This is a genomic window from Leptolyngbya sp. AS-A5 (genome assembly GCF_039962495.1).
In the GTDB taxonomy this organism is placed as follows: domain Bacteria; phylum Cyanobacteriota; class Cyanobacteriia; order Leptolyngbyales; family Leptolyngbyaceae; genus Leptolyngbya.
The window spans coordinates 1-7,168 of the sequence record NZ_JAMPLL010000072.1; the positions used below are offsets into that span (position 1 = coordinate 1).

The 7,168-nt window shown below is 48.4% G+C and carries 4 protein-coding genes; 1 reads left to right on the forward strand and 3 read right to left on the reverse strand.

The features are described 5' to 3' along the window. Positions 1-76: 76 nt before the first annotated feature. The 3 genes from NC980_RS25955 to NC980_RS25965 form a co-directional block, all read right to left on the reverse strand. Positions 77-4,090, reverse strand: a complete 4,014-nt coding sequence (locus tag NC980_RS25955; RefSeq protein WP_199298565.1) for an ATP-binding protein — start codon at positions 4,088-4,090, stop codon at positions 77-79. 208 nt (positions 4,091-4,298) lie between these two features. Next, a complete protein-coding gene (locus tag NC980_RS25960; protein ID WP_190377275.1) occupies positions 4,299-4,760 on the reverse strand; it encodes a hypothetical protein in 462 nt (153 codons plus the stop codon). Further along, positions 4,750-5,517, reverse strand: coding sequence for a ParA family protein (locus tag NC980_RS25965; RefSeq protein ID WP_190377276.1), 768 nt, complete (start codon positions 5,515-5,517; stop codon positions 4,750-4,752). Before NC980_RS25965 ends, NC980_RS25960 begins: the two co-directional genes overlap by 11 nt. 567 nt (positions 5,518-6,084) lie before the next feature. Between NC980_RS25965 and NC980_RS25970 the strand changes: the two genes are divergently transcribed. After that, entirely contained in the window at positions 6,085-6,579 is a 495-nt protein-coding gene (locus NC980_RS25970) for a DUF1036 domain-containing protein (RefSeq protein ID WP_190377277.1), read from the forward strand. The last annotated feature ends 589 nt before the right edge of the window (positions 6,580-7,168 follow it).

The window sequence follows — 7,168 nt, forward strand, 5'->3', positions numbered from 1 at the left end:
AAGATTGGCGAGAAGTCGCTTGCTTGCAAACTGCTGCGTAAATTGAGCGAACCTAGCGATTGCGGGATAATTGTGCTCAATTTTGAACATCTCCGGTTAAGTTGACAATACCGGCTGATGATACTAATTCGGTGATGATGGTGATGACGACCTCTGAGTCTATCGGTTTGGGAATGTGCCGTTGAAAACCGGCGGCGATTGCTTGCTGGTGATCGAGTTCTCCGGCATAGGCCGTGAGAGCGATCGCCGGAATTTGTCCACCCTGTTCAAGGGGCAGGCTGCGAATCTGCCGCATCAGCATATAGCCATCCATCTCTGGCATCCCAACGTCGCTCACAAGAATGTTTGGCAAGGCTTGGGAGAACGCTTGCAGTGCTTCAATGCCAGAGGCGACGGCGGTGACGATTGCACCCGCTTGTTCTAGAACAAACGCCACGAACTCACGCGAATCAGCTTCATCATCGACGACGAGAATGTGAATACCACTTAAGTCCTCGGTGGCGCTGGACCGCGGCTTGATCGTGGGCAAGACGGCAAAGCGAGATGTTAGGGGAATTTGAACGGTAAACGTGGCTCCCGCTCCTTCCCCCAAACTTTCGACTGCGACTGTGCCTCCATGCAGTTCGACAATTTGCCGCACGATTGCCAGTCCTAAGCCCAAGCCGCCAAACTTGCGCGTGGTGGCTCCATCTTCTTGCCGGAAATGCTCAAAAACATAGGGCAGAAAATCGGACTTGATGCCTTTGCCAGTATCCCTCACTTGGATTTGAGCATGGTGCTCATCGGAAGCTAAGGCGACCGTAACGTGTCCTCCTTGAGGGGTGAATTTGACTGCGTTAGACAACAGATTCCATACCACTTGCTGCAACCGCCCAGCATCGCCCATCACCATGCCAACACCGGGTGAGAGCGTCGTGTCGATTTGAATCGTTTTCGCTTCTGCGGCTAAACGAACAGTTTCCAGCGCTTCAGAAATGACGGTGCTGAGATCAACTGGCAGCACATTCAAGCTGAGTTTGCCCTGCAAAATCCGAGAGATGTCGAGCAGATCGTCAATGAGTTGCACCTGAAGTTGGGCGTTACGCTCGATCGTCATTAGTGCCGTTGTGGTTCTTGCGGTATCCAGTTTTCCCTGCTGCAATAGCTTTGACCAGCCCAAGATTGGGTTAAGTGGCGAGCGCAACTCGTGGGACAGCACGGCAAGAAATTCATCTTTGATTCGGTTGGCGTTCTCGGCGGCTTCGCGGGCGATTTGTTCTTGCTGCAAGAGCTGTTCTCGTTCAGCTTCAGCGCGTTTGCGATTGGTAATGTTCGAGCAGAGGATGGTAATGCCCTCGGGACTTGGGTAAACGCGATTGTCAAACCAGACATCCCAGGTGTCGTAGTGGTACTCAAACTGAACCGGGACCTGTTCTCGCATGACCTGATGCAGACGATGGTAGTACTCTGTTCCAACCAGGTCGGGAAACAGCTCCCAAATGCGATGGCCTAAAATTTGGTCGCGCGGCCTTTGCATAGTGATCTCGGCCTGGGGGTTGAGATAGGCCACGCGCCAGTCGTGATTGAACAACAGAAAATCTTCGCGGATGCTGGCCAAAAGGTCGTATAGTTTACGTTCTGCAATTTCTGCCTGCTGGCGCAGGATTTGCTCCTGTTGTAAGAGCTGTTCTCGCTCGACGGCGGTTTGTTTGCGTTCAGTAAGGAGTTGTTCTCGTTCTACCTCAATGCGCTTTTGCTCAGTGATGTTGAGGACAGTGCCCACAAAGCGTTGTGGCTTATCAGCCGCATCAAAGTAAACCTGTCCTCGTGCCGCTACCCACCGTTCTACGCCATCCTGAAGGCCGATTGTGCGATATTCTGTGTCATATTTGCCGCTGCTAGCTGGATTTAGCGTCCATGCCATGATCTGCTCTAGTAGTTCGCGATCGTCGGGGTGCAGTCCAGCAAAAAAGACTTCAATACTGCTCTCGGCTTCAGGTGGTAAGCCAAACATGGCTTTACAGCCCTCATCCCAACGCAATTGATTGGTGAGCAGATTCCAGTCCCAGGTGCCTAGTTGGGCCGCTTCGATCGCCATGCGGAAGCGGTTTTCACTGTCGCGTAAGGCTGCTTCGGCATGGGCACGTTCGACTGCCGCCCAAGTGCGCTCTGCTACTTCTTCCGCCAGGGTCACTTCGACTGGTGTCCAGGTTCGCGATGGGGCTGAGTGGACGGCCAGCCCAGCGACGAACTCGTCCCCCTTGATCAGCGGTATGCCGATGTAGGCACCGATTTGAATCGCGGCGTAAGCGGCTCGCTGCTCTGAAGACAGATGGGGATCGGCTTGCACATCGGACGTGGACACGGTGCGACCCATGCGGTAGGCTGCGAGCAGCTTGGGTCCGAACGAATCAATCGGGTAGCTGCCAGCGAGTGCGTCGGCTCCGTTAACATAATCCCGCTGAACGACGTAATCTGCGCCGTTAACCTCGAAGTATGCCACGCGGTTCGCGCCGAGGTATTCGCCTAGCATACGGCTGGCTACAGCCTGGATCTCTATGGAGTCAGCAAGGGAGCGGAGCGCATCGGAGAGAGAGACACAAAACGCATTAAATGCCGCAGCTTGCCGCAAACTTTCTTCTGCCCGTTTGCGATCGCTAATGTCTTTGAAGATGATCGCCACTTTGTGCGCCTCTGGTTCACCGGTGCGACAAGCATAGACATCAAACCAACGATTCAAGGTTTGGGAGCTATTTTCAAAGCGCACAGATTCACCCGTTAGTGCCACTTGACCATAAATTTCAATCCAGTGTTCTTCCAGATTCAACTGACGTGCTGTTTGACCGACCGCTTGTCGCAATCCGGTTTGTTGCTCAAAAGCCGGATTGATTTCTAAAATGCGGTAGTCAATGGGCGTGTCCTGGTCATTCAGCAAGACTTCAACGACGCAAAAGCCTTCATCGATCGACTCAAACAGCGTCCGATAGCGTTCCTCCGATTGGCGCAGGGCTGTCTCGGTTTGCATCTGCTCGGTCACATTTCTGAAGTAAACGCTGATGCCATTGGGGGCAGGATAGGTGCGAACCTCGTACCAGCGATCGTGATCGGGGTAAAACGCCGTCAAGGATGCAGCCACACGATCGCGCATGGCGCTCCAGTAGGGCTGCGCCAACTCATTACCCCTCAGTCCTGGATACTCTTCCCACAAGTGCTTGCCAAGCAAGTCGCCAGGAGTGCGATCAAGCAGTATTTCAGCCGATCGATTAACGTGGGTAAATCGCCAGTTTTCATCCAGGGCAAAGAACGCCTCAGCGATGCTCTCCAGAATCTTGCGGCTCTGCTCCTCGCTTTGGCGCAGGGCTGCTTCAGCCCGTGCACGTTCGACGGTAGCCCATGTCTGCTCTGCGGTCTCCTCAACTCGTTTTACTTCGTCTTCCGTCCACTGGCGCGGGGTTGCCTGATGCACCGCCAGCAATGCGACGAATCGATTGTTCTTGATCAGCGGCACATCAATATGTGCGGCAATCTCAATCGATCGATACCTTGCCGTTTCGTCCGGTGTGTATTGAGGGTAGTTTGCCACATCGGGGACGATCGCCGTTCGCCCCGCTCGATGGTCGGCGGTCAAATTGCGTCCGAAGTCTTCCAGACGGTACAACCCGCTTAGTTCGGTCACACCGTTTGTGTAGTTTTTGTGAACGATGACTTCTTGATCGCCGGGTAAAACTTCGATATAAATGACGCGGCTTGCGCCTAAAGATTCACCCAGAATGCGGGCAGCGATCGCCTGAATATCATCGGCATCGGTCAGCGGACGCAGCGCCTTAGTAAGCCTGCCTCGAAAGGCAGCGGCTTGAGCCGCTTGATGGGCGGAGGCTGATCGGCAATCCTGCGGCTGATCAGCCTGCAGTTCTGGCGGTGCCTGTTCTGGCTGCTTTGCTCGATCAAGTTCGGTTAACAAGGTCTGCACAGCCGTTTTCAGGCTGTCTGACCAGGTTTCGATCTCGCCTAGGGGCGTTTGTGACCAATCGTGCGATCGTAGCAACGTTGCCAGCTCGCTATCGCCTGCAAATAAGTTTGTCGGATCAGCCCCTTCTACCGCATCCCTCACTCGCTCTGCCTCTCCAAAAAATACTGGGCCGAAAATGACGAAAATTTAAAGTAATTTTTGAAGCCGTTGCAATTTTCAACCATTTTAAACTTCAACTTACTAAATTGATGGTTAGTAATGCTAGTTGCACTGGCTCAACGACTCTTTACAAGCAGTCCAGTTTGACTTTTTTAGCATAGAATCTATTTTCTAGAAAATAGATTCTATGCTACTGGCGCTCTTCTACCAATCTCGCAATCTGGGACAGCTTACTTCGCAGCTCCTCAATGTCTCCTACTTCAGTCCAGTCAACTGGCATTGCTCGAAGCAGTTCAATTCCTGCCTGAATAAGAACTTGCTTTGGAAGTTTTCGTCCAGTGTTTCTTCGGTTAGCTTTCACTAGATCATCGAGCCAGTCATTGACTTCAGTGGTGACCTGAAGACCGATGGAATCTTTCTTAGAGGTTTCTATATCCTGCAAAAACTCAGATTTCTCTTTTTTATTTTCTAGATTCTTTTTTCTAGTTTCTATATTTTTAGATTCTTGCTTTTTCCTTGAAGTGCTTTTTGACGGTACATTTGTCTCACTATCCGTTGGAGTGATGGGCTCCGTTTTATCAAAGAGGCCCCCACCACCTCCTAAGGGATTAATTCCCATAGCGGGCTTTCTAGCAGGTTGTTTATTTGACACGGCTTAACATCTCCTCTGTGAATTTCTGGTACGCGATTGCTCCAGGTGTATCAGGAGCATGATCGAAAACGGACACTTGAAAACTAGGTGCTTCTCTCACCTTTACTGTTTCAGGGATGATTGTTTCAAAGAGGCGCTCACCGAAATGACTCTTAAGAGAGGAAAGAACATCTTTTGCGATGTTAAGCCGTTGATCGTAGCGAGTAGCAACGACTCCTAAAATTTCAATTGGATGCTCTAATCGCGTCTGAATAAGGTGAAGCATCCGTTCAATAACTGGAATGCCCAAAAGCCCTAAGTAGCTCATATCAACGGGAATGATGAGCTTTTGGGCTGACATGAGTGCATTAACAGAGAGCATTCCCACGTTTGGAGGGCAATCAATGAGAATAAAATCGTAGTGAGATGAAATTGTTTTTATTGCACGTCGAAGAAGTACTTCTCTTCCAGGCATTCCAGAGAGTGGAATTTCTGCTTCAGCAAGGAGAATGTTTGACGGGATAATGTCAACCCCTGAAGAGGTCTCTAGGATCGTGTCTTTAATTTCGATTTGCTCAAGGAGTACTTCATCGATTCGATGCTCGACATTCATGATATCGACTCCAAGAGCAGCTCCTGCGTGGCCTTGGGGGTCAATGTCAATAAGCAGTACACGCTTTTTGTGAAAGCGCACGAGGGCAACAGCAAGGTTATACGCTGTTGAAGTCTTTCCTACCCCGCCTTTAGCGTTAAATATGGCAATTGCGTGGGTTGGCACTTTTGGGAAACTCCTTTCAAAAAAAAGTTTATACGTCTTAGAACGCAAAGGTAATTCATAGAAACTAAATTCTACAACCTATTACTTCAAATATATAACCTATTTTCTATAAAATAGGTTATATATTCTGGTTTCTATTGGGAAGATGTGACAAGCATTTTCCCATACACCTTTGATATAGCAATGAAGAAATTTTGGTCGCTAAGGCTGGAAAGCGTATGAATAAAAGATTTTAACTGTTGGCTTGATTAGACGCTGAAGGGATAAAGCTGTGCCACTTTGGATTATATCTGGGACAGTTTCTTCAAAGATGTTGCCTCACATGCGTTCAGTAGGAATTTAATTGGCAAGTTTTACTATCCATTAAGTTATTTTTAGATTTGCTATTTTTCTGCACCTATCTTTAGTAATTAAGCTATTAATAAAACTATCAGAAAATCAAGCTACTAACCATCTACAACAGGTAGCTTTCTTTCTCATAATCTGGTCTTAACTACCCTTCACCAAATTTACGGCACCTCAGATCTGAGGCTAGTGATTCAAGAGTTTGTTGATTTGGTTTAAGTCATGAAAAGCCCTAAATTACTGCTTTCGGGTATGGCTTTAATTAGCCTGTTGTCCAGTATTTTTCTTGCTCAATCAAAACAAGCTAGAGCGGATCACGTTTGTAATGTGTTTTATTGCCATCAGTCAATTCCGGCTGGACCAGCCACTTACGGCATTGATGTCTCTAATAATTGCTATAAGCCAATCAGAGTAGCAATCATGACCTATTATCCTGGTAGCACTAGAGGCGGTGCAACTGGCAGTCAATCTGGAATTACAGAATTTAGACCAGGTAAATGGGTGCCTGAGGGTTGGTGGAATGTAGGATCGGGTAGAACTGCACGTATTAAAAATGGGATAAGCAATCGATCTTTCTACTACTATGCAGAGACGCAGGACAACACGTTAAATTGGTCAGGCAACGTGTATCAATCTCTCTACGGTAAAACACTTCCTTTTAGAAAAGTTGACGTGAGTTCCCTTCGCGACAGCCAACCACTGTCTTTAGTTTGCTAACAGCCATAGTCAAAGCAGTTAGAGTAAAGCAAAGGATATTTCTAGCTTCTTCATTTACTCCATAGGCATCAAAACTGGCTTGCCGACTCGATGTTTAAAGCGATCAACGAGAAGCGAATATAGTCGATGCAGAGAGAGGAGCATAAATTTCGAGCCGCTTTCGCACCTCCCGACACCTAGAAAAAGAGATTCTAGAAAACTACTAATTAAAATACATTTTTTAATTTTCTAGAATATAGATTCTAGTTTGTTAAATATTATCTCTGCTTCTGGTGGTGTAAGAGACGCTACCTTACGGGAGACGAAAGCAGAGGGCTTCTGTTGGAGAGCAGCTTTTATCGAAAGCGGAGATTCTTTGGCTTCTTGCTCTCTGTCGGCTAACGTTAGGTTGCAGTAAATGAGCGTAAACGCTTGGCAGAGTGCAGAGAATCTGCAAACAATTGTGCTTTTGTCTCTCGTAAGGTAGCACCTACAAGGGTATTGTCAACTTAACCGGAGATGTTCAAAATTGAGCACAATTATCCCGCAATCGCTAGGTTCGCTCAATTTACGCAGCAGTTTGCAAGCAAGCGACTTCTCGCCAATCTTG

What these genes read in the sequence shown, in the direction of transcription:
- NC980_RS25970 (WP_190377277.1), top strand. Translation starts at nt 6,085, where the DNA reads ATGAAAAGCCCTAAATTACTGCTTTCGGGTATGGCTTTAATTAGCCTG.